16 protein-coding genes are annotated in these 18,793 nt (G+C 70.7%); 11 read left to right on the top strand and 5 right to left on the bottom strand.

Going from position 1 to position 18,793, the window contains the following annotated elements; genetic code table 11:
* Nucleotides 1-51: 51 nt before the first annotated feature.
* From O9255_RS02645 to O9255_RS02635, 3 genes are all read right to left on the bottom strand, one after another.
* Nucleotides 52-945, bottom strand: coding sequence for an HAD family acid phosphatase (locus tag O9255_RS02645; RefSeq protein WP_297865280.1), 894 nt, complete (start codon nucleotides 943-945; stop codon nucleotides 52-54).
* Between the two features lie 88 nt (nucleotides 946-1,033).
* On the bottom strand, nucleotides 1,034-1,657 hold the full coding sequence (locus tag O9255_RS02640; protein WP_297865279.1) for a thymidine kinase: 624 nt from the start codon (nucleotides 1,655-1,657) through the stop codon (nucleotides 1,034-1,036).
* Nucleotides 1,658-1,698: 41 nt separating this feature from the next.
* Nucleotides 1,699-2,460 carry a sel1 repeat family protein gene (locus O9255_RS02635; RefSeq protein ID WP_297865278.1) on the bottom strand — a complete coding sequence of 254 codons (762 nt, stop codon included), beginning with the start codon at nucleotides 2,458-2,460 and terminating at the stop codon, nucleotides 1,699-1,701.
* A 145-nt stretch (nucleotides 2,461-2,605) separates the two neighbouring features.
* Here O9255_RS02635 and O9255_RS02630 point away from each other — a divergent pair, with 145 nt between their 5' ends.
* A complete protein-coding gene (locus O9255_RS02630; protein ID WP_297865277.1) occupies nucleotides 2,606-4,585 on the top strand; it encodes a UvrD-helicase domain-containing protein in 1,980 nt (659 codons plus the stop codon).
* Nucleotides 4,586-4,605: 20 nt separating this feature from the next.
* On the opposite strand, the gene mutM is transcribed toward O9255_RS02630, so the two are convergent.
* Nucleotides 4,606-5,418, bottom strand: a complete 813-nt coding sequence (gene mutM, locus O9255_RS02625; RefSeq protein ID WP_297865276.1) for a bifunctional DNA-formamidopyrimidine glycosylase/DNA-(apurinic or apyrimidinic site) lyase — start codon at nucleotides 5,416-5,418, stop codon at nucleotides 4,606-4,608.
* Nucleotides 5,419-5,525: 107 nt separating this feature from the next.
* On the opposite strand from mutM, the gene O9255_RS02620 reads away from it, so the two are divergent.
* The 10 genes from O9255_RS02620 to O9255_RS02575 all read left to right on the top strand — a co-directional run bounded on the left by O9255_RS02620 (nucleotide 5,526) and on the right by O9255_RS02575 (nucleotide 16,264).
* Complete coding sequence (locus O9255_RS02620) at nucleotides 5,526-6,587, top strand: sensor domain-containing diguanylate cyclase (protein ID WP_297865275.1); 1,062 nt, start codon at nucleotides 5,526-5,528, stop codon at nucleotides 6,585-6,587.
* Nucleotides 6,584-8,350: a GGDEF domain-containing protein gene (locus O9255_RS02615; RefSeq protein WP_297865274.1), complete on the top strand. Its 1,767-nt coding sequence runs from the start codon at nucleotides 6,584-6,586 to the stop codon at nucleotides 8,348-8,350. Before O9255_RS02620 ends, O9255_RS02615 begins: the two co-directional genes overlap by 4 nt.
* Nucleotides 8,347-8,694 carry a hypothetical protein gene (locus O9255_RS02610; RefSeq protein ID WP_297865273.1) on the top strand — a complete coding sequence of 116 codons (348 nt, stop codon included), beginning with the start codon at nucleotides 8,347-8,349 and terminating at the stop codon, nucleotides 8,692-8,694. The genes O9255_RS02615 and O9255_RS02610 overlap by 4 nt, the downstream gene beginning before the upstream one ends.
* Nucleotides 8,695-8,841: 147 nt before the next feature.
* Nucleotides 8,842-9,546 carry a pirin family protein gene (locus O9255_RS02605; RefSeq protein ID WP_297865272.1) on the top strand — a complete coding sequence of 235 codons (705 nt, stop codon included), beginning with the start codon at nucleotides 8,842-8,844 and terminating at the stop codon, nucleotides 9,544-9,546.
* Between the two features lie 56 nt (nucleotides 9,547-9,602).
* Entirely contained in the window at nucleotides 9,603-10,148 is a 546-nt protein-coding gene (locus O9255_RS02600) for a GNAT family N-acetyltransferase (RefSeq protein WP_297865271.1), read from the top strand.
* A gap of 30 nt (nucleotides 10,149-10,178) precedes the next feature.
* Nucleotides 10,179-10,967 carry an SAM-dependent methyltransferase gene (locus O9255_RS02595; protein ID WP_297865270.1) on the top strand — a complete coding sequence of 263 codons (789 nt, stop codon included), beginning with the start codon at nucleotides 10,179-10,181 and terminating at the stop codon, nucleotides 10,965-10,967.
* 3 nt (nucleotides 10,968-10,970) lie between these two features.
* Nucleotides 10,971-12,737, top strand: coding sequence for a GGDEF domain-containing protein (locus tag O9255_RS02590; RefSeq protein WP_297865269.1), 1,767 nt, complete (start codon nucleotides 10,971-10,973; stop codon nucleotides 12,735-12,737).
* Nucleotides 12,738-12,831: 94 nt separating this feature from the next.
* A complete protein-coding gene (locus O9255_RS02585; protein WP_297865268.1) occupies nucleotides 12,832-13,110 on the top strand; it encodes a hypothetical protein in 279 nt (92 codons plus the stop codon).
* 3 nt (nucleotides 13,111-13,113) lie between these two features.
* Nucleotides 13,114-14,901 (top strand): GGDEF domain-containing protein, encoded by a 1,788-nt coding sequence (locus tag O9255_RS02580; RefSeq protein WP_297865267.1) that lies wholly within the window; start codon nucleotides 13,114-13,116, stop codon nucleotides 14,899-14,901.
* A gap of 67 nt (nucleotides 14,902-14,968) precedes the next feature.
* Nucleotides 14,969-16,264, top strand: a complete 1,296-nt coding sequence (locus O9255_RS02575) for an amidohydrolase family protein (protein WP_297865266.1) — start codon at nucleotides 14,969-14,971, stop codon at nucleotides 16,262-16,264.
* Here the strand turns inward: O9255_RS02575 and O9255_RS02570 are convergent.
* Nucleotides 16,248-18,617: a bifunctional diguanylate cyclase/phosphodiesterase gene (locus tag O9255_RS02570; RefSeq protein WP_297865265.1), complete on the bottom strand. Its 2,370-nt coding sequence runs from the start codon at nucleotides 18,615-18,617 to the stop codon at nucleotides 16,248-16,250. The genes O9255_RS02575 and O9255_RS02570 overlap by 17 nt on opposite strands.
* Between the last annotated feature and the right edge of the window lie 176 nt (nucleotides 18,618-18,793).

Here is an 18,793-nt window from a genome sequence, read left to right as displayed (position 1 = left end):
GAGGGTAGCAGATCGCCCCTTAAGCCTTGGTTCGGCGGCCGGGCCCGCGCCTCAGTCCCGCAGCGCCGCGCGCTTCGCGGCGCGCTGGGCGTCGGGCGACAGGCTGCGATCATTGCCGTACAGGGCCGACTCCCAGCTGCCGTAGCTCGGGTTGGCCAGCATGAACCAACGCTGCCCCACCCAGGCGTCGAAGCCCTGAAGCTGCGTGGCGCGGGCCTCGAGGGCGTTGTCGGAGACCGAGACGAAATCACCGAGCTGGTCGCCGAACTGCATCAGCACGCGGTAGCGCTGCGCCACGAACTGGCGGCGGCAGCCCTTGTCGCTGCCCTTGGGCACGCAGCCCGGCGTCTCGACGCCGAGACCCAGGAACTGCGATTCCGCCGCCGGTGGGAAGCCCACGGCTTCAAGGTTCCGGCGCGTCACGGCCGACTTCGCGTGCTCGCGGTTGGTCAGGTAGATCATCGTGATGCCGCGCTTGGCCGCTGCCTGTGCGAACTCCGGCGCCCCGGCGACGGCGGTGGCGCGGGCCTCGTCGACCCAGGTGTTCCAGGTGGCGTCGTCGAAGCGGCCGTCCTCGCGGATCAGTCGCACCTGGTAGGGGCTGTTGTCGAGGACGGTCTCGTCGACGTCGACGATGATCGCCGGCGGCAGGCCGGCGACCGGCGCCACGCGGTCGTTCGGTGCCAGGGCGTCCCACGAGGCATCGGCGAGGGCGGCGTCGAGCAGGCGCTCGGCGCTGCGCCAGGCCTGGCGGTGCGCCATGCGCGCCTCGACCGAGGACTGCACCCAGGCCGTGGCATTCAGGTTGTCGTGCGCGGGCACCGCCGGCTCGGACGCCTGCGGCTTGGGCATCGGCGTGGCCGCGGGCGCCTCGGCGACGGTCTGGCAACCGGCAAGGGCCGCGGACAGGGCGAGGACGAGGGCGGCGGAGCGAAGGCGGGTCATGGCGGGGCGCTTGCGGGGTCGGACCAAGGGGAGGGCTGGGAGTCTAGCGGCGGTGTCGTGGCGACTTCGTGGCGGGCGTGCCGGCGGTTCAGCCGAGCGGCAACGGCGCCTGCATCGGGTCGATGTGGCCTTCGCCGGCCATGATCTTCTTGAACTCGCCGCGCGACACGGAGACGTAGCGGTCGTTGCCGCCGATCTCCACCTGCGGGCCGTCGGTGACGGCGTGGCCGTGCTCATCGACGCGGACCACCATCGTCGCCTTGCGACCGGTATGGCAGATGGTCTTGATCTCGACGAGGTTGTCGGCCCAGGCCAGCAGGTACTGGCTGCCCTCGAAGAGCTCGCCGCGGAAGTCGGTGCGCAGGCCGTACGCCAGCACCGGAACGTTCAGCGCATCGACGATCTCGGTGAGCTGCCAGACCTGCGCTTTCGACAGGAACTGCGCCTCGTCGACCAGCACGCAGCCCAATGGGCCGCGCGCCGCGACGTCGTCGCGCGCGAGGCGCTCGAGGTCGTCGTCGCGGGTGAACACGGTGCCCTTCGCCTGCAAGCCAATGCGCGAGGCCACCACGCCCTCGCCGGCGCGGGTGTCCAGGCGCGGCGTGAGGATGAGCGTGCGCATCCCGCGCTCGTGGTAGTTGTGCGCGCTTTGCAGCAGCGTCGTGGTCTTCCCGGCGTTCATCGCCGAGTAGTAGAAGTAGAGCTTGGCCATGCGCCCATTCTACCGGGCGCAAGGCCTGCGGCCGCCGGGGTTCAGCGCGGCGAACCGTCCGTGTCGTCGTCGCGCGGCGGCGTCGGATTGGCCGTGGTGGTGAGGGGCCCGACGTCAACCATCGCCGGACGCGCCTCCTTCCAGACGCGCTCCTGCCACGCCCAGTAGGTGTCCGCTTCCCAATAGCGGTCGTCGTAGTAGTCCTTGGCCGAAATCGTCTCCGTACCGCCCGGGCCGGGGATCTGGATGCTCACCGCTCCGGACACGGCACCGGTGCGACTGCCGACGACGTTCTTGCGCTCGCGCGACATAACCTGCTCTTTGCGCGGCTTCGCCACCGCGTCGCCGTACTCGGCGTAAAGCTTCTGGCCCTCTTCGAGCGCGCGCTCGCGCTCGTCGGCGCTGAGCTCGTTCCAGTACATCTCGCGCTTGATGACGAAGGGGCGCCACATGCGCTCGGCGGCCAGGTCCATCCACGCGTAAGCCATCGCGCGATCCTGCGCCACGCCCTGCCCGGTCCAATACATCTCGCCCAACATGCCCTGTGAAGGCTTGTCGGCGAAGCGAGCAGCACGCGTGAAGCGCACGAAGGCCTCTTCATAGTCGCCGTCACGGAAACGCTCGACGCCGCGGCTGCGGTACATCAAGTCCGGATGGGCATTCATGAAGCCCGCCGCCATGACCTCCGCGCCGGGCTCGTTGACCGGCCCCTGGTCGCCGGACTGGGCGGCCGCCGGGAGGGCGAGGGACAGGGAGAGCGCCAGCAGGCTGGCGGCAAGCGGGCGCGTGAGGTTCAGGGGCATTGGGGGCCTTCCTTCGGCAAGTCAAACAGGGGGTTCTACGTAGTGTGCCGAAAACGGGCACCCCCGGCGCCCCCCGGAAGTCACGCCGTGACCATGGTCATGCCGCCTGCGACAATGCAGCCCGTCGTTCCGTCGCAAGACCCCCATGTCCCTCAACGCCCCGCAGCGCGAAGCCGTGCTGTACACGCAGGGCCCGCTGCTCGTGCTCGCCGGCGCCGGCTCCGGCAAGACCCGCGTGATCACCGAGAAGATCGCCCACCTCATCGCGAGCGGCCAGCGCGAGGCCCGGCACATCGCGGCCATCACCTTCACCAACAAGTCGGCGAAGGAGATGAAGGAGCGCGTGGCGAAGCGGGTGCGCGGCGACGCGGCGGAAGGCCTGACGATCAGCACCTTCCATGCCCTGGGGCTGCGCTTCCTGCAGCAGGAAGCCGGCCGCGCCGGCCTCAAGCGCGGCTTCTCGGTGTTCGACAGCGACGACCAGATGGGCATCGTCAAGGACCTGATGCCGCCGGGCACCAAGAACGACGTGCTGGAGCGGCTGCGCGGCCTCGTCTCGCGCGCCAAGAACGAGGCACTGAGCCCCGAGCAGGCGATGGAACTCGCCAAATCCGCCGTCGAGCGCGAAGCGGCGAACCTCTACGCGAAGTACCAGCAGCGCCTCGCCGCCTTCAACGCGGTGGATTTCGACGACCTGATCCGCCTGCCCGTGACGATGCTGGAGGCCGACCCCGACTTCGCCGCCGGATGGCGCGAGCGCCTGCGCTACCTGCTGGTCGACGAGTGCCAGGACACCAACGGCGCGCAGTACCGACTGCTGAAGCAGCTCGCCGGCCCGAAGGGCAGCTTCACCTGCGTGGGCGACGACGACCAGAGCATCTACGCCTGGCGCGGCGCGCAGCCGGAGAACCTGAACCTGCTCGGCAGCGATTACCCCGCGCTGAAGATCATCAAGCTCGAGCAGAACTACCGCTGCGGTGCGCGCATCCTGCGGCTGGCGAACACCCTGATCGCCAACAACCCGCACGAGCACCTGAAGACGCTGTGGAGCGACCAGCGCGAAGGCGACAAGATCAAGGTCTGGCGCTGCGAGAACAACGAGCACGAAGCCGACCGCGTCGCCGCCGAGATCGACTACCTGAACAAGGCCAAGGAGATCCCGTTCGGCGAATTCGCGGTGCTGTTCCGCGGCAACCACCAGAGCCGCGCGCTGGAGAAATCGCTGCAGCTGCTGCGCATCCCCTACCACCTCACGGGCGGCACCGCCTTCCTCGAACGTGCGGAAGTGAAGGACGCCCTGGCCTGGCTGCGCCTCGTGGCCAATGCCGACGACGACGCGGCCTTCCTTCGCTCCGTCTCGTCACCCGCGCGCGGCATCGGCGGCACCTCGCTGGCCAAGCTCGCGGAGCTGGCTCAAGCGCATCACCTGTCGCTGGACGGCGCGGCGCGGCAGATGTCGATCTTGAAGCAGCTGCAGCCGCGCATCGCCGCCGCGCTCGGCGAATTCACCGGGATCGTCGATCGCCTTCGCGATGATTCGGAGCGCATGCCGGCCAAGGACCTCGTGCTTGCCCTGGCGGAGCGCAGCGGCATGCTCGAGGCCTTCCGCGCGATGAGCAAGGACAAGGCCGGCTTCGAGCGGCGCAAAGCGAACCTCGACGAGTTGGCCGACTGGTTCGACGGCCCGAAGAGCAGCGTCGGCGACCTCGCTGCGCAGATGATGCTGCTCAGCCACGCCGACCGCGGCGAGCCCGGAAACGCGGTGCGGCTGATGAGCCTGCACGGCAGCAAGGGCCTCGAGTTCCGCGCCGTGTTCCTCGTCGGCCTCGAGGACGGCACCCTGCCGCACGAGGCCAGCATGGAAGAGGGCCGCATCGACGAGGAGCGCCGCCTGCTCTACGTCGGCATCACCCGCGCCAAGGAGCACCTCGTGCTCTCACACTCGCTGGAAACGAAGCGCTGGGGCGACACGATCAAGCTGCAGCCCAGCCGTTTCCTCGACGAGCTGCCGCCATCGGACCTCCAGCGCGACGGTGCCGATCCGGAAGCGGAAGCCGAATCGAAGAAGCAGCGCGGCCGCGCGCACCTCGCTGCCATGGCGGCGCTGTTCGACGCGCCGAAGTAGCTGCCGGCGCGATCAGCCCGTCAACGCTGGCAGCGCGGGCACCACACGGTGGCGCGCTGCCCGAGGCGCAGGCCCTTCAGTGCCGTGCCGCAGACCTTGCAGGCCTCGCCCTCGCGGCCGTAGACGAACAGTTCCTGCTCGAAATAGCCCGGCAGTCCGTCCGGGTTGAGGAAATCGCGCAGGGTCGTGCCGCCGCGCTCGATGGCGTAGCCGAGGATGCGCTTCACGGCGGCGGCGAGGCGGTCGTAGCGCTCCCGCGTGACGCGGCCGGCCGGGGTCGTGGGCCGGATGCCGGCCTCGAACAGGGCTTCCGCGGCGTAGATGTTGCCGACACCAACCACGACGGCCTGGTCCATCACGAAGGTCTTCACGGAGGCTTTCTTGCCGCGCGACGCCACGAACAGCGTGTCGCCACTGAAGGCATCGGACAGCGGTTCGGGGCCGAGGCTGGCGAGCAGCTCGTGCACTTCGCCGGGCGCTTGCCAGAGCAGGCAGCCGAAGCGGCGCGGGTCGGTGAAGCGGAGCACGCGGCCATCGTCGAGGCCGAGATCGACATGGTCGTGCGGCCCGAGCGGCGCCGACGCCGGCAGGACCCGCATCACCCCGCTCATGCCGAGATGCCACAGCGCGCTGCCGGCCGCGGTATGCGTCAGGAGGTACTTGGCCCGGCGTTCGACGGCCTCGATGCGCTGGCCGGGAAGGCGCTCTCGCACTGCGGCGGGGATCGGCCAGCGGAGGTCGGGCCGGCGCAAGGTGACGCCGGTGACGCGACGACCTTCCAAATGCGGCGCAAGGCCGCGCCGCGTGGTCTCGACTTCGGGCAGTTCAGGCATCGGCGGCGGACGTGTGAAAGAGGGTCGCAGTGTAGGCCCGGCGGCCCGCCTCGCATTGCGGTACCTCCGGGGCGGCCTTACGCTCCGCCCTCACCCCGGGAAGCCCGATGGACACCAGCCCCGACGACGCCCAGCGACGGATCGTCCAGAACGCGGCGCACATGCGCCTGCTCGGGCTTTGGCTGGTCCTCCTTCCGGTCGCGGTGGTCCTGTACGAGCTTCAGGCACCGGCGATCATGTGGGCCCTCGCCGCCGCGAACGTGCTCGTCTGGCCCTGGGTGGCGCGCCGGATGGCGCTCAACCATCCGCAACCGCTGGCCATGGAACGCCGCAACCTGCTCATCGACTCGCTGATGGCCGGCCTGTGGGTCGCGCTGATGCAGTTCAACGCCGTGCCGTCGCTGATGCTCGCCTCCATCATCCTGATGGACAAGTTCGCCTTCGGTGGGCCGCGGCTCGCCTTGCGCTGCGGACTCGTCTTCCTCGCTTCCGCCGCCGCCGTGGCGGCGCTGGGCGAGTTCGCCTTCGCGCCCGAAAGCTCCTGGGCGGCCATTGCCGCATCGGCGCCGGCCTTGCTGGTCTACCCCTCCGCCATCGCGTTCTCGGCATGGCGCCTTTCGCAGCAGCTCGGCGGCCATCGCCGGGCGCTGGCCTCGCTGGTCCGCACCGATCCGCTCACCGGCGTGGCCAACCCGCGGGCGCTGCAGGAAGCGACCGAGCACGAGTTCCGCCGCTTCCGTCGCAGCGGCCATCGCGCCAGCTTCATGGTGGTGGACGTCGACCGTTTCCGACTGCTCAACGACGTGCACGGCCGCGCCGCCGGCGACGCCGCCCTGCAGGCCATTGCCGCGGTGCTCCGCAAGACCCTGCGCGACACCGACACCTGCGGCCGCCTCGGCGGCGATCGTTTCGGCCTCGTGTTGACGGATGCCAGCGGCAGCGGCGTGGGCGAGCTCGCCGAACGCCTGCGCCATGCGCTCGCCGAGCGCCTGCTCAATGACGCCAGCGGCGCCCATCCGACGGTGAGCATCGGCTACGCGCAGATCGACGCCGGCATGCTCACGAGTACGCAGTGGATCGCGGCGGCCGAGTCGGCGCTGCGCGCCGCGAAGTCGGCGGGGCGCAACCGCAGCATGTCGGCGCCTGCCTTCGGCAGCCTCGGCCCATGACCATGACCGGCCGGCGGGCCGCGGCGCTCCTGTTCGCCGCGCTCGGCATCGGGGCGGCGCTGGCGGCGGCCCCGACCCCGGCGCAACTGGACGCCCTGCAGGCACTGCGCCTGAGCAACCCGGGCGCCTTCCTCGCGCAGCTGCGGGCCGTCGAGGCCGGGCCACCGTCGACCGACCCGCTGCTACGCGACCAGCTGGGCCTGCTCGTGGCGCAGGCGATGGCGCTGGAATCGCGCTTCCCCGAGGCACTGCAACGCGCCGACCAATTGGCCCGCGACGCCGCCGACGAGGCCACCCGCCTGCGAGCCGCGGCCCTCGCGGTGAACGTGCAGGCCGCCAGCCGCGAGTTCCTCGATGGACAGAAGCGCCTCGAAGTCCTGCTCGCCACCGTCGAGCCCCTGCCCGACAGCGCCTTGCGCCGGCACATCGACCTCATCGCCGCGGTGTTCTACAACCAGTTGTCGCGTTCCGAGATCGCCCTGCGGCACGCGGAACGGGTACTCGCCGGCGACGCCGCTCCCGTGGAACGGTGCAACGCCACCGTGCAGGCGCTGGTGGCCCGGCTGTCGCGCGCCGCACACCAGATCGACGACGCGGAGTTCAACGCCGTGTCGGCGCTTTGCGTCGGTTCGACCACCGTGCTTCCGGCGCGCTACGTGGACGTCCTCCGGGCGCGCTGGTGGACCGCGCGGGGCGAGGCCGGGCGCGCCGTGGCCCATCTGCAGGCGCAGATGCCGGCCCTGCAGGCCATCGGCTACGTGCCCTTGACTGCCGAAGCCCACGCGGAGCTCGCGAAGGCCCTGCAGGCCGTGGGGCGGCTCGACGAGGCACAGGCGCAGACCGACGCCGTGCTGGCCCTCAGCGCAGGCCTGCCCAGCGGCCTGCCCCTGCTCTCGGCACGACGCACCCGCTACGAGATCGCGCTGGCCCGGGGCGATGACCGGGTGGCCCTGGGCGAACTGCAGGCGGTGCTCACGGCGGAGCGCGCCTACGAGGACGAGGTGCGGCATCTGCTCGTCGCCTACGAGGCCGGTCGCCAGGAGTCACTCGCCCGCCAGCAGGCCCTGGCGCTGGTCGAGCAACGCAACGCGCAGCTGGTGTTGGATGCGAAGCACAGCGAACGCACGGCCACGCTCTTCACCCTGCTGGCGGTGCCACTGGGCCTCGCCTTCGTCGCCCTGCTGGGCTGGACCTGGCATTCGCGTCGACTGCGGCACCGACATCGCGAGCGCCTGCGGGTCGACCGGCTGACCACGCTGTGGACGCGCCAGTATTTCTCCCAACAGGCGGCCGCGGCCTTGGCTGCCGCCGAGCGGCGCGCCCAGCCGATGGCGCTGGTGCTCTTCGACCTTGACCACTTCTCGCAGGTGAACTCGCAGCACGGCCACCTGTCGGGCGATGCCCTGTTGGCCGCGGTGGGAGCGGCGCTCGCCCGCCTGCAGGAGCCCGGTCGCCAGTTCGGCCGCCTCGGTGGCGAGGAGTTCGCCGTGCTGCTGCCGGGTGCGGGCCTCGATGAGGGCCTGGCATTCGCGGAACGCTGCCGCAGCGCCATCGGTGCCGTCCGCGCCACCGCCTACGACGGCCGCGCCGCGCTGGCCATTACAGCGAGCTTCGGGGTGGTCTCGACCACCGCCGCTGGCTATCGCCTACGCGACCTGCTGGCGAACGCCGACCAAGCGCTGTACCGCGCCAAGGGCGCGGGGCGGAACCGCGTAGCCGCCGCCGTGGTGGTGCCGGTGGATGGCAACGAGGCTGCGGCGTGAACCGTTCCCTCCCGCTGGCCGTCGCCTTGGTGGCCACGTCGGGCCTGGCGTCGGCCACACCGACCACCTACGCCGCGGGCCCGCGCGAACTGATGCAGCGCTTCGATCGCGACGGCAGCGGTGGCGTCGACGAGGCGGAGTACGTCGCCTACCTGTCGGTCGGCTTCCAAGCCCGCGACGCCGACGGCAATGGCGTGCTCGAGAGCGACGAGCTGCCGCCGGGCGCGAAGCCCATCGCGCGCGCCGAGAACGAGGCGCGGCTGCGCCGTCAGTTCGCCCGGCAGGACGTGGACCGCGACGGCGCGCTCGATGCGCGCGAGCTGCTCGCCCCGCCGCGCGGCTGAGCCAGTCCGACAGGTCCGTGTGAGCGGCGGGCGATTGTCGCGCCGGCATGACGATCCGTTGCGGTGCGGGGGCTGCGCTCGAGTGCGCGCGGACGGAGGATGCCCGCCATCGCCGGCCCACCCGGCTTCCGCATCGAGGAAAGCACCATGATCACCCCCCGCCCCGGCCACGAGCGCGGCCGCGCTTCCCACGGTTGGCTGCACAGCTTCCACAGCTTCTCGTTCGCCGACTACTTCGATCCGAAGCACGTGCAGTTCGGCCCGCTGCGCGTCATCAACGAGGACCGCATCGCCGCCGGCACCGGATTCGGCAAGCACGGGCATCGCGACATGGAGATCGTCATCTACGTGCTCGACGGTGCACTGGCGCACGAGGATTCGATGGGCAACCGCGCCAGCATCGTGCCGGGCGAAGTGCAGCGCATGAGCGCCGGCACCGGCGTGCTGCACTCGGAGTTCAACCACAACCCGAGCGGGGAGACGCACTTCCTGCAGATCTGGATCCTTCCGGACCAGGGCGGCATCGCCCCGGGCTACGAGCAGAAGATGTTCACCGCCGAGGAAAAGCGCGGCCGCCTTCGCCTCGTGCTCAGCCCCGACGGCGTGGAGGGCTCGGTGCGCATCCAGCAGCAGGCGCGGATGTATGCCGGGCTGTTCGACGGCGACGAGAGCGCCACGCTGCCGCTGGCTGCAGACCGTCTCGGCTACGTGCACCTCGCGCGCGGAGCGGCCAAGGTCAACGGCCACGTGCTGCGCGCCGGCGATGCGCTGAAGTTCGAGGGCGAACCCAACGTCGACATCGAAGCCGGCGACGGCGCCGAGGTGCTGGTGTTCGACCTGCCGCGGGGCTGAGGGCGCGGCTTCCAGCGCCCTACCTTGCCCCGCCAGGCGGCGGGCACACTGGCCGCATGCCGACGCCCGCGCCTCCCGCCTCGACCCTTGCCGCGCCGCCCTTCCGCCTCCGCCCGTTCGCCGAGGGCGACCTCGCGCTGTACGCCGCGTTGTTCACCGACGTCGAGGTGATGCGGGCGGTGGGTGAGCCGTTTGCGCCGGACCGCGCCGCGCGCGCAGCCGCGGCCTCCCTGCGCCACCAGGGCGATGCCGGGGGGCGGTTCCGGCATTGGATCATCGAACATCCCCAGGGCTCGGCCGGGCTGCTGGGCCTCGCGCTTCGAGGCGAGGCCTGGCGCGATGGCGAGGCCGAGCTGGGCGTGCTGCTGTGGCCGGCGTGGCAGGCGCGCGGGGCGGCGACGGCCGCGATCACGGCCGTCCGGCCCTGGGCGTTCGATGTCGCGGGCCTGGCGGCCCTCACTTGCCACCACGCCGAAGCGCATGCCGGCGCCGCGGCCCTGATGCGCCGGGTCGGCTTCACCCCTTGCCTCCCTCGCGCGGACGCCCCGCTCCCGGTGGGATGGGAGAGCCGACCCCGCACGACGGCTCCCGCGCTGGGCTAGGCTCAGGGAATCCAAGACCGCACCAGCCCCATGTCCTCCGACCTTCCGTCCGCCGCGCCCCGAGGCCACCTCGCCTGTGTCGGCCTCGGCATGATGCTCGGCGCCCACCTCACCCCGCGCTCGCGAGGTTGGCTGGAAGCCGCGGAGGTCGTTTTCGTGGCCGCCAGCGACGCGCTGGTCGAGCAGTGGGTGGCAACGATCAACCCACGGATGGTCAGCCTGCAGGGCTTCTACGCCGAAGGGAAACCGCGCCAGCAGACCTATCGCGACATGGCCGAGGCCATGCTCGCCGAAGTGCGCGCCGGCAAGCGCGTCGTGGGCGCGTTCTACGGGCATCCCGGCGTGTTCGCACAGGTGCCGCACGCGGCGATCGCACAGGCCCGCGCGGAAGGCTTCGAGGCCGTGATGGACCCCGGCATCTCGGCCGAGGACTGCCTCTACGCCGATCTCGGGTTCGACCCCGGCAAGGTCGGCTGCGCGCACTTCGAAGCCAGCCAGCTGCTGTTCTACCGACGCATCATCGACACCAGCGCTTGGCTGGTGCTGTGGCAGATCGGGCTCGCCGGCGACCGCACCTACGCGGTGCGCGCGAGCACGGTCGAGCAGCGCCAGCGCTTGGTGGATCGGCTGCTGCGGGATTACCCCGCCGACCACCCGGTGACGATCTACGAGGCAGCGACCCTGCCCATCGGCCGGTCGCGCATCGACACCCTGCCGCTCGCGCAACTCGCCCACGCCGCGCTGCACATGCACAGCACGCTGGTTGTGCCGCCGGCCCGGTCCCTGGAGCCCGAGCCCGCGCACCTCGAGGTGACCTGAGCCATGAATCGCTGGGCGTTGGTCCTGCTGGGCGTGGCCCTCGCCATCGAGGGCCCGGTGGCCGTGGCCGCCGAACGCGCTGCGGATACCCTCGACAACGCACTCCAGGCGGAGATGGCGCGGCTCTACGCGCTGAGGACCGTCGACCCACTGGCGTTCGTCGCGCGCACCCGCGAACTTGAAGCGGGGCCGCCGCCGCGCTTGGCGCAGCGCCAGTTCCTGCAGTTCCTTGCCGCCAATCGCGAGGGCTTGGAGGGCCGATTCGTCGAGGCCATGGCTCGTGTCGAGCCTTTGGCGGCCACGGCCGAAGACCCAGCGCTGCGCCTGATGGCCGGGACCTACGTCATCAATATGCGTGCCGGCACCCGCGAGTTCGAAGCGGGACTGCGTGACCTGGACCGCTTGCTGAAGGCGCACCCCAAGGCCGAAGGCCCGCTTCGCGAGGCGGTTCACACACTTTGGGCGACGGCATCGATCTTCTACGCCGAGCTGGGAAAGCCGGAGTTGTCGGCGTGGCATGCCCAGCGCCTCGCCGACGCCGTGCCATCGCCCCGCAACGCGTGCACCGCGCAACACTTCATCATCCGGGCGCGCCAGGCCACGGCCGACCGCACGCTGTCCGGGAGTGATTTCGAGCGTGCGGACCAAGCCTGCCGCGCGGCCAACGAGAACGGCGTTTTCCTGGGGTTTTCGGCCCTCTCCCACGCCCGCTTCCTGCGCGACACGGAAGGCAACGACGCGGCGCTGGCACTGGTGATGGCCCAACGTGACGGGATCGAATCCACTCGCTATCCACGCCTCGTGGCCGAGGCCCACGCGCTGGCCGCGGAGCTGCTCCTCGCCGCCGGCCGCATGACGCAGGCCGAGAGCGAGGCACAGCGCGCCATCGAGACGTCGAAAGACACACCCACCAGCCTGCCGGTCGCCATGGCCGAGAAGGTGCTGTTCGACATCCATCGCCAGCGCGGCGATGCCAGCGGTGCGCTGCGGCATCTCCAGCGCCACATCGCCGCCAATCGCGCCTTGGCCGAGGAGGGCCTCACCAAGGAACGCGCCTTCCGAACCGTGCAGCACGAGAGCCTCCAGCGCGAACAGCAGCTCGCCCTCGCCACGGAACGGAACCAAATGCTCGACCTCGAGGCCCGGCTCGCCAAGGCCGAGTCGCGCAACGCCGCGGCCCTGTCGGCTTTGCTGCTGCTCACTGTCGCCGGCCTCGTGCTTTGGGGATGGCGCCTGTGGGCCGACGCCCAGCGGTTCCGCGCACTCGCGCAGACCGATCCGCTGACCGGCCTCGCCACCCGGCAGCACTTCGCCGAGCTCGCCGCCGCGGCGCTGGAGCGCGGACGCGCGGACGGACGGCCGCTGGCGCTGGTGGCTTTCGACCTCGATCAGTTCAAGGGCGTCAACGACCGCCACGGCCATCGGGCCGGCGATGCCGTCCTGCGCACCATCAGCGAGGCGGTGCGCGCCGTGCCGGCACCATTGCCGTGCATCTTCGGCCGCATCGGCGGCGAGGAGTTCGCCGTGCTGCTCGATGGCGCGACCGAAGCGCAGGCCGCCACCTACGCCGAAGCCTTGCGCCGCGCCATCGCCTCTGCCGAAGCGGTCGTTGAAGGAGGACGGGCCGTCACGGTCACCGCCAGTTTCGGCCTGAGTGGCACGCATGACGCGAGCCACGACCTGCAGGCGCTGCTCGACCTCAGCGACCGCGCGCTCTATCGCGCCAAGAACGGGGGCCGCGACCGCGTCATGGCCTCCGACGCCGCCTGAGCCAGCCAACGTCGACCTCCGGGCCCGGGCACGATCGGCCGAAGAGCGCTAGCATCGGGGCCCTCGACCCCGAAACCGGACGCCAGCGCCTGCCATGACCACGCCGTTGATCGCTTTCCTCGACACCCTGGGCCGCCTGCCGCCGATGGCCGATTTCGAGGCCAATGTCGCTGCGCTCGACGTGGATGCACCCACGCGTGAAGCCCTGATCGCTCGCGATAGCGAGGCACTGGCGCGCGCCTTCGGAACGGCGCCCGCGATGTGGTGCGCCGTGCATGCGCCTGAGGACGAGCCCAAGCCCATCGACGACGTCCCCGGCGACGAGCCGGCGCGCGAGCCCGACCAGCGTCCGGGCCCCGACCCGTCCCACTGAGCCATGCGTGCGGCCTCGGCCCTGCTGCTGACCCTGGCGCTCGCCATCGGCGCAGGAGGGCTGCGGGCCGGCGAAGCGAGCCGCGACGGCACCGATACGGCGCTCCAGCAGGAAATGGAGCGCCTGTACGCGCTGCGAACCGTCGACGCGCCGGCGTTCGTGGCCCAGACCCGCGCCCTCGAGGCCCGGCCGAAGCCCTCGAACCTCGCGCAGCGCCAGTTCCTTCAGTTCCTCGCGGCCAACCGGGCGACCTTCGAGGGCCGCAGTCCGGACGCCATCGCGCTGGCCCAGCCGCTGGCTGAGTCGGCCGAGGATCCGAAATTGAGGCTTTCGGCTGGCATCTTCGTCATCAACATGCGGGCTGGAACGCGCGAGTTCGAAGCCGGGCTGCGCGATCTGGACCGCCTGTTGAAAGCGAACCCGAAGGCGGAGGGGGCGCTTCGTGATGAGATCATCGGTATCTGGAATGTGGCGGCGATTTTCTATGCCGAGCTTGAGCAGCCCGCGCTGTCGGCCTGGTATGCGCAGCGCCTGCTCGAAAGCCGTCATTCGCCCCGGATGGACTGCTTCGGGCAACACTTCGCGATTCGCGCCCGCCAAGCCGTGGCCGATCCGACGCTGTCGTCGATCGATTTCGACCGGAATTACCAGCGCTGCCGCGACGCCGGGGAAGTGGGCGTCCTGCCCGGCCTGGTCGGGCTTTCTCACGCCCGCTTCCTGCGCGACGCCAACCGCTCCGACGAGGCCCTTGGACTGCTTGAGGATCGCGTCGGGCACATCGAATCGACCCGCTACCCTCGCCTCGTGGCCGAAGCCTATGCACTGGATGCAGAGCTGCTGTTCGCCGCCGGCCGCGTGGCGCAGGCCGAACGCCAGGCGCAACGGGCCATCGAGACGTCGAAGGACACCCCCACCAGCCTGCCGGTCGCGATGGCCGAGAAGGTGCTGTTCGAGATCCACCGCCAACGGGGCGACAGCAGTGCCGCGCTGCGACACCTGCAGCGCTACATCGGCGCCAATCGCGCCCTCGCCGAGGAAAGCCTCGCCAAGGAGCGCGCCTTCCGCACCGTCCAGCACGAGAGCCTGCAGCGCGAGCAGCAGCTCGCCCTCGCCACCGAACGGAATCGCGTGCTCGACCTCGAAGCCCGGCTTGCCAAGGCCGAGTCGCGCAACGCGATCGTCCTCGCCGGCGTACTGCTCCTCACCGTCGGCGGCCTCATCGCCTGGGGCCGACGCCTGTGGACCGACGCGAAGCGCTTCCGCGAACTCGCGCAGACCGATCCGCTCACCGGCTTCGCTTCGCGCCAGCACTTCACCGAGCTCGCTGCCGCGGCGGTGGCCCGCGCACGCACCGAAGCCCGGCCGCTGATGCTGGTCGCCTTCGACCTCGACCACTTCAAGCGCATCAACGACCGCCACGGCCACTTGGCCGGCGATGCCGTCCTTCGTGCCGTGAGCGAGGCGGCACGCGCCGTGCCCGCCCCGGTGCCGCGCACGATCGGCCGCATCGGCGGCGAAGAGTTCGCCATCCTGCTCGATGGCGCGACCGAAACGCAGGCCGCCAACTACGCCGAGGCCTTGCGCCGCGCCATCGCGTCTGCCGAAGCGGTTGCGGACGGGGGCGCTCCTTTGAAGGTCACCGCCAGTTTCGGCCTCACCGGCACGCATGAAGCGGGCCACGAGCTGCAGGCCCTCCTCGATCGCAGCGACCGCGCGCTCTACCGCGCCAAGAACGAGGGTCGGGACCGCATCATCGCCACCGACCGCGCCCACGCCCTCGAAGCGGCCTGACCGGCGTCATCCTGCAGCGCGGGGCCGGTGCCTCCAAGCGCCAACATCGATCCAAAAGGAACGCTCCATGCCCAAGCCGTCGCTGCGCCCGATCGCCCTCGCCCTCGTCCTCGGCCTGCCGCTCGGGGCCAGCGCCGATGCGCAGGCTGCCAGCACCGTCGTCAGCGCCGATCGCCTGTTCGACGCCCGCAGCGGCCGCATCCAGGCGGATGCGGAATTGCTCGTGGTTGACGGCCGCATCGCCGCCATCGCCACCGGCGGCAAAGCGGTGGCGGCACCGGCCGACGCGACGCGGGTCGACCTCGGCGACATGACCGTGCTGCCCGGACTGATCGACATGCATGTGCACATCGACAGCGACCCGACCTACAGCGGCTACACGGGCCTGCAGTTCAACGACCGCTACTGGTCGGTGGTCGCGGTGCCGCACGCGCAGCGCACGCTGGAGGCCGGCTTCACCACCATCCGCACCCTGGGCGCCGACGCCTGGAATGACGTCGGTCTGCGGCAGGCGATCGACGAAGGCAAGGTGCCCGGGCCGCGCATCATGACGGCCGCGTACGCCTTCGGCGCCACCGGCGGCCACTGCGACAGCACCTACTTCCCGCCCTCGATGGCGCAGCGCAGCCGCTACAACGCGGACAGCCCGGACGAGGGCCGCCAGCGCGTGCGCGAGCTGCGCAAGTACGGCGCGCAGGTGATCAAGATCTGCGCCACCGGCGGCGTGTTCTCGCGGAACACCGAACCCGGGCAGCAGCAGATGCGCTTCGAGGAGATGAAGGCCGTCGTCGACGAAGCGCACCAGTGGGGCCTCACCGTCGCGGCACACGCGCACGGCGCTTCGGGCATCCGCGAGGCGATCCGCGCCGGCGTCGACACCATCGAACACGCCAGCCTGATCGACGACGAGGGCATCCGCCTCGCCAAGGCGAATGGCGCGTGGCTGTCGATGGACATCTACAACACCGAGTACACGCAGTCCGAAGGCGCGAAGAACGGCGTTCTTACGGACAACCTGCGCAAGGACCGCGAGATCGCCGAGGCGCAGCGCCAGAACTTCAAGCGCGCGCACGAGGCCGGCGTGGGCATGGTGTACGGCACCGACGCCGGCATCTTCCCGCACGGCGAAAACGGCAAGCAGTTCGCGGTGATGGTGCGCTACGGCATGTCGCCCGTCGAGGCCATCCAGGCCGCGACGATCAACGCCGCGACGGCCATGAAGCGCGAGGACGTGGGCGCGCTGGAGACCGGCCGCTTCGCCGACCTGATCGCCGTGCCCGGCGACCCGACGCAGGACGTGACCCTGCTCGAGCGCGTGCCTTTCGTGATGAAGGGCGGCGACGTGGTCAAGGACGCGCGCTGAGGGCGCGCGCCTCGACCCAGGCGGGGAGCTTTTCTTCCGGCATGGGCTCGGCGATCCCGTAGCCCTGCAGGGCATCGCAGCCGAGGGCGCGGAGGTAGTCGCGCTGCGCGTCGGTCTCGACGAACTCGGCCGTGGCATGCAGGCCGAAGGCCTTCGCGAGGCCGAGGATGGAGCGGATGATGCGATCGCCATCGCCTTGGTGGTCGCGGACGAACTGGCCGTCGATCTTCAATGCGGAGGGCTTCAGTTCGGCGAGACGCGCCATCGACGAGTAGCCGGTACCGAAATCATCCAAGGCGATGCGCAAGCCGAGGGAACGGAGCCGCTCGATGACGCCGGTGATGGCATTCGGGTCGGCAGCGAGCGCGCTCTCGGTGACTTCCAGCAGCATCGCTTCCGGCGGCACGCCCGCGGCGCGGACGAGCCCGTCGATGCGCTCGACGATGCCAGGGCTGAGCAGGGACGGCGGTGCGAGGTTGACCTGCAACACGAGGGCGGGCGTCTCACGGCGCAACGCCACGAGGGCCGGGAGCGCCTTGGCCAGGACCTGCAGGTCGAGCTCGGCACTGAAGCCCGCCTCCTCGGCCACCGGGACGAAGCGTGACGGCGGCACCCGTCCGCGCTCGGCGTCGTTCCAGCGCGCCAGCGCTTCGACGGCGGTAAGCCGCCCATCGACGGCGGAAACGATCGGCTGGAAGGCCACGTCGATCCGGCCTTCGTCCAGCGCGCGGCGGAGGCGGCGTTCGATCGACTCGCGCTCGACGAGGGCCTCGCGCATCGACGGCACGTAATCGACGTGGCGGCTTCCGCCGGCCCGCTTCGCCTCGTACATGGCGATGTCGGCCCGACGCAGCCAGTCTCCCGGCGAATCGAGGTCCGTGGACAGCGACGCCCGCCCGAGGCTGGCGCGGAGGCGGAGCGCGTGCCCGGCAGCGTCCAGCACCCGGACGTGCGCCACCGCGTCGAGCACCTCGCGGCCGATGTCGTCGCCGTGGTTCGCGAGGATGGCGTACTCGTCCCCACCGAGCCGGAAGACCTCGGCGCGCTCGCCCAGCTTGGCGGCGAGGCTTCGCGACAGCGCCACGAGCATCGCGTCGCCGGTGGCGTGGCCATGCACGTCGTTGATCGCCTTGAAGCCGTCGAGGTCGAGCAGGTGCAGCGAGGCCGGCCAGCTGCGTCCCGCGGTCATCAGCACTTCGAGCCTGGCCTGCAGCGCGGCCCGGTTGCCGAGGCCGGTGAGCGGGTCGCGCAGGGCGGCCTTCCGCCACTCGGTACGCGCTCCGTCGAGCGTGCGGTAGATCGCGCCGAACTCCTCGCCGAGCAGCGTCAGTTCGTCGCGAGGCCCTGGCAGGTCCATGCGACGGATGGTGCCGACGCGAAGCGCTTCGACTTCGCGTCGCAAGGCCTGGATGCGGACCAGCACCTGCCGCTTCAGCAGCTCGATCAGCAGGTAGAGCAAGGCGCCGAGCAGCAGCGTCTGCTGCACGACGGTCACCACCTGCACCTGGCCCAGCAAGCCCGAGAGTTCGTAAGGATGGCGGGCGATCGCCATCACCTCGGTGCCGAGGATCGGGTCATCGATAGGCACGGCCAGCAGGGCGGCATCCTCTGCAGCCTGAATCGCCAGCCGATCCGGATCGAAGGCGACGATGCGGTAGTCGACCTGCGATTCCACGGCACGCGCCGCGAGTCGTTCGCGGTCGACGGCGCGAAGGATCATCACCAGACCGCCGTTCGGCGGCTGCCCTTGGTAGCCCACGGCGCCGATCGCAACCTGGATCCACTGGCCCCGATGCTCGATCCACGTGATGCCGCTGTCGCCACCATCGCGCACGACCGCGGCCTTGGGCAGTTGGCGCAGCCGTTCGACCAGCGCCGGCGCCAGTGCGACCAGTCCCATCGCACCATCGAACGCCGGTTCGGGCAGGGCGGCGTCGCCGAAGCCCGTGGCGGCGCGCTCCGCGACGCCAGCGACCAGCACCTCGCCCCGCGGCGACAAGACGAGCACGCCGTCGGTGTCGGCGTTATCGAGGAACCAGACGTCGAAGGTGTCGCGACGGAAGTCTGGGGCGCCGCTCTCGACGAACGCCGCCATGTCGTTCCAATAGGCGTAGTCATCGACGACCGTGCGCAGCAGGTCGGCCTTCGCGCGCTCGATGCTGGCAACGCGATCCCAGGCGCGCTTCGCCTCCTTCGCTTCGACGGCTTCGACCATTCGACCGATCAGTCCGAAGGTGATCGCCGCCATGACCACGACAAGTGCTGCCCCAATCGCGAGGAAGGCACGGACGAGCCGGGACTGCAGGCTGACGACCGGCGACAGCGGGGCGTTGGTTCGTGGCGCGCTCGTCATGCGGCGCGATCCTCGGAAGGGAGTACAGGCAGGCAGTTGACTGACGCAGTACTTCAGTCCTCTGACAAGGCGACAACGGCGCGTGAATCGCTCGCAAAGCGCGCTGCGACGCACCCAAGCCGCGTGACCGCGGTCACACGCGATGGCGCACGGCGCGATAGGTGGCGCCTATCGAA

The organism is Silanimonas sp., assembly GCF_027530345.1.
Classification (GTDB): domain Bacteria; phylum Pseudomonadota; class Gammaproteobacteria; order Xanthomonadales; family Xanthomonadaceae; genus Silanimonas.
The sequence above is the reverse complement of the archived record's forward strand: the minus strand, read 5'-3'. Positions and strand labels throughout refer to the sequence as shown.

Coding starts and splice junctions, on each gene's coding strand:
- O9255_RS02570 (WP_297865265.1), bottom strand. CDS start 18,617: ATGACGAGCGCGCCACGAACCAACGCCCCGCTGTCGCCGGTCGTCAGC.
- O9255_RS02615 (WP_297865274.1), top strand. CDS start 6,584: ATGACCATGACCGGCCGGCGGGCCGCGGCGCTCCTGTTCGCCGCGCTC.
- O9255_RS02590 (WP_297865269.1), top strand. CDS start 10,971: ATGAATCGCTGGGCGTTGGTCCTGCTGGGCGTGGCCCTCGCCATCGAG.
- O9255_RS02580 (WP_297865267.1), top strand. CDS start 13,114: ATGCGTGCGGCCTCGGCCCTGCTGCTGACCCTGGCGCTCGCCATCGGC.
- O9255_RS02595 (WP_297865270.1), top strand. CDS start 10,179: ATGTCCTCCGACCTTCCGTCCGCCGCGCCCCGAGGCCACCTCGCCTGT.
- O9255_RS02620 (WP_297865275.1), top strand. CDS start 5,526: ATGGACACCAGCCCCGACGACGCCCAGCGACGGATCGTCCAGAACGCG.
- O9255_RS02640 (WP_297865279.1), bottom strand. CDS start 1,657: ATGGCCAAGCTCTACTTCTACTACTCGGCGATGAACGCCGGGAAGACC.
- O9255_RS02645 (WP_297865280.1), bottom strand. CDS start 945: ATGACCCGCCTTCGCTCCGCCGCCCTCGTCCTCGCCCTGTCCGCGGCC.
- O9255_RS02630 (WP_297865277.1), top strand. CDS start 2,606: ATGTCCCTCAACGCCCCGCAGCGCGAAGCCGTGCTGTACACGCAGGGC.
- O9255_RS02635 (WP_297865278.1), bottom strand. CDS start 2,460: ATGCCCCTGAACCTCACGCGCCCGCTTGCCGCCAGCCTGCTGGCGCTC.
- O9255_RS02605 (WP_297865272.1), top strand. CDS start 8,842: ATGATCACCCCCCGCCCCGGCCACGAGCGCGGCCGCGCTTCCCACGGT.
- mutM (WP_297865276.1), bottom strand. CDS start 5,418: ATGCCTGAACTGCCCGAAGTCGAGACCACGCGGCGCGGCCTTGCGCCG.
- O9255_RS02585 (WP_297865268.1), top strand. CDS start 12,832: ATGACCACGCCGTTGATCGCTTTCCTCGACACCCTGGGCCGCCTGCCG.
- O9255_RS02575 (WP_297865266.1), top strand. CDS start 14,969: ATGCCCAAGCCGTCGCTGCGCCCGATCGCCCTCGCCCTCGTCCTCGGC.
- O9255_RS02600 (WP_297865271.1), top strand. CDS start 9,603: ATGCCGACGCCCGCGCCTCCCGCCTCGACCCTTGCCGCGCCGCCCTTC.